This window comes from Leptotrichia sp. oral taxon 215 str. W9775, from assembly GCF_000469505.1.
Lineage (GTDB): Bacteria > Fusobacteriota > Fusobacteriia > Fusobacteriales > Leptotrichiaceae > Leptotrichia_A.
Map to the genome: position 1 here is coordinate 1 of NZ_KI272849.1, position 3,552 is coordinate 3,552.

A 3,552-nucleotide genomic window follows, 5' to 3' on the forward strand; every position below is an offset into this window, starting at 1 on the left:
TCCCTGAAGATAAGGGACCTGACCAGCAGATAGTGGTAATGGATGAAAGGGCATTGAACTTTGATTTTGATAAATCAGTAGTAAAACCACAATACTTTGAAATGTTACATAAATTTATAGAATATGTAAACTTCAATGACTACGAAGTAGTAATAGAAGGACATACAGATTCAAAAGGAACAAATGCTTACAACATGGCACTTGGAATGAGAAGGGCACAAAGTGTAAAAGCTAAGTTGCTGGAATTTGGAATGGATCCAAGCAGAATAGTGGGAACAGTATCAAAAGGAGAAGAAGAACCGGTAGCAACAAACACAACAGACGAAGGAAGAGCACAAAACAGAAGAATAGAATTCAAGCTTTCAAGAAGAGGAAGCCAGCAGTAATAATAAATACAGAATTCTGAGAAAGAGAGAAAGAAAGTTATGAATAATAATTTAAAGAGAATAGAGAAAGAGCTGAGAGCTTTTGCAAAGAAATGCAAAGATATAAAATATAATTCAGCATTGCTATTTTCGTTTCTAGTTACAGGATCATTATCTCTTTCAGCTAATGGGAAAGATGATGTAGAAACAGCAAAAAGAGGACTTCAGACATCAATAACAGACATGAAGAAGTTATTTAAGGAAGCAAAAGCTGAAAATGATAAGCTGATGAAAGATTCAAACCTTGAATTAGTGCAGTTAATGGAACAGGGAGACCATGTAGTAAAATCACCATGGAGCTCATGGCAGTTTGGGATAAATGGATTTTATAACAACTGGAGAGGAACTTATAAAGGTAGAGGAGATAAAGCTGACAAATATGCATATGAAGGGATTTTAACAAGGGATACAAATTTATTTAATAGATATGTACCTGTATCAAGTTCTAACTACAGTTTACTTTCTACAGGAAGTGATCCAAGGTCAGCTTCATCAAATTTAAGAAACGGAATTAAAAGCTATGGTCTTTCAAGTACTAGACTGACTGAGGAACCGCCTTTAGAAATATCAGTAAATGCAGGAATAAATCCTAAAAGTGTTAATAAGGTACCTCTAAATATTACTGCTAAAGTTGCAAATGCAGTTACATTACCTGAAACTGTAAGCTTTAGTCCAATTTTACCTGATATACCGGTTATAAACTCGCCAAATGTAGTTATAAAAGATGTAACATTATCACCATTATGGAATGCTGATGGCCCTGTACCGGATACACAGTACATATATAAAAGTGGAACTAATGTTATAAAAGCAGGTTCTACTTATAACCTTAAGACAGATTATCAAAATCCAGGATTTGGAACTTATAATAGAACAAAAACTTTCTCTGCTAATGAAGTTTTAAAAACCTCAGATGGTGAAGATTATACAGCAGCAAGTGGATATGCTGCAAGAGGTGGAATGAGAGACTACACTTATGGTGCAATTTTTGAATTCATAGGTGGAGATCATACAATAGAAGGATTAACATTAGAAGTAGATACAGTTAGAGATAGAAATGGAACTATAATAGAAGGGGTTAGAGCAATTTCGACTGATGGTAATAATAATTTAAAAGTTCGTAATAAGTCAAATATTAAATTATCAGCAGATAAAGTTGTTGGATTTGCAACAGACGAAGATCCAAATGGAGCAGGGAATTTACGTCAACTAATAAATGATACAGATGGATTAATATATTCTACTGGAAAACAAAATGTTAGCTTTATACTTGTAAAAGAGCAAGATAACCCAGCTGCAACACATGAGCATATAAATAATGGTAAAATCATTATGGACGGAGACGAATCTTATGCTTTTGCTTTTAGTAAAACAAATGGGGTTCACCCAAATGTATATATCACTCATAATATAAACAATGGTGAAATAGTTATGGCAGGGAAGGAAAACTATGGATTTGCACTTGGAGCAGGAAGAGTTTATAAAGTAGCAGATTCATATATTGACAATACTGCAGGTGGAACTATTTCAATGCTAGGTAATAAGTCTATGGCTATTATCGCCCAGAGTGATATGGATCATGCAAATAATGCTGGAACGATAAATATTGCCGGAAGTGAATCATATGGTATGTACACAGAAAGTGCAACTTCCATGACAAATACAGGAATTATTAATATAGCAGATTATACAAAGAATTTCACTAGTAGCAATGCTGGTGGAAAATGGCTGGATAATAAAGAATATTCTGCTACTAATGCTAAAAAATCAATAGGTATCGCTTCTGGTAAAGTGGGATCAACAATAACTAATGCCGGAGATATTAATATAAGTACAGGAGAAAACAACATAGGAGCTTATACAAATATAGGAAATGTTGTTAATAGTGGAAATATTAATATAACAGCTGGAGAAAATATAGGAATGTATGTTGCTGGAACAGGAACAGGAACTAACACTAATACTGGAAAAGTTACAGTAACTTCAGATGGTTCTATTGGAATGATGACTACGGGAACAGGAACATTGACTAATGCCGGAGAACTTACTGTTACTGGTGGAAATAATGCAGCAAATACAAGAGGAACTATCGGAATGAGTGCCGGAATTGGTTCAACGATTGATAGTTCAACTGGTAAGGCAACAATAGATGTAAAAGGGGATAAATCTACAGGAGTTTATTCTGATGGTACGTTGAAACTTGGAGAGTCTACTGTTAAAACAAGTGATAAAGCAGTAAATTATTTTGCAGGCAATAATGGAAAGATTGAAATAGTTGCAGGTAAAACTTCAACGGCTACAACAGGACAATCATCTTTATTATTCTATACAGAAGGAAATGGAAAAATTCTTGTTAATGGAACTATGAATGCTACAATAAAAGGTGGAACTACTCCAGCATTAAGAGGAACAGCATTCTATTATAAATCACCAGGAGCATCGTATGGAGTATTTGATAAAGATACAGTAAAAAATTATTTTGATACAAGTTTTGGAAATGGAGCAGGAACAAGTACTCTTAACAACTTGACATTGAATATGGAACAAGGTTCAAGATTATTTGTGGCTTCAAATGTAGCGATGAATTTATCTGATACAGATGCAACAGCATTAATGTCTCAGGTAACAACACAGAAACCTCTTATAACTGGTTCTAATGATTATAAGACATTTATGCTGTATTTAAGTAAATTAAATATAAATCAGGCAGTTAATTTAGACAATCCTAATGATGCATATAATCAGCTTGAAATTGCAAATTCAACTGTTGAAAATGCAAATAATATAGCAGGAACTCAAAATAGACAAGTTGGAATTGCACAGGAAAATGGAAATGACACAAATGGAGACGGATATAATGCCAATAAAGTGACGTTGACTAATACAGCAACTGGATCAATTAATTTAACGGGAGATGAATCAACAGGTATATATGCTAAAAGAGGATTGATTTTCAATGACGGGCAAATATCTGTAGGTAAAAAATCTACTGGAATATACATAGTTGAAGATGACCGTAGTCCTGCGACAGCAGTTGCCGGAGCAAGAGCTATAAATAGTTCGACAGGAGTAATCACAATAGGCGAAGATTCAACAGGAATGTACTATAAAGTTGATCCTGATAATG

2 protein-coding genes are annotated in these 3,552 nt (G+C 34.1%); both read left to right on the top strand.

Annotated elements, in window-relative coordinates:
- On the top strand, positions 1 to 386 hold a 386-nt coding region (locus tag HMPREF1984_RS06280; RefSeq protein WP_021767094.1), incomplete at its 5' end, for an OmpA family protein.
- A 39-nt stretch (positions 387 to 425) separates the two neighbouring features.
- On the top strand, positions 426 to 3,552 hold a 3,127-nt coding region (locus HMPREF1984_RS06285), incomplete at its 3' end, for an autotransporter-associated N-terminal domain-containing protein (protein ID WP_021767095.1).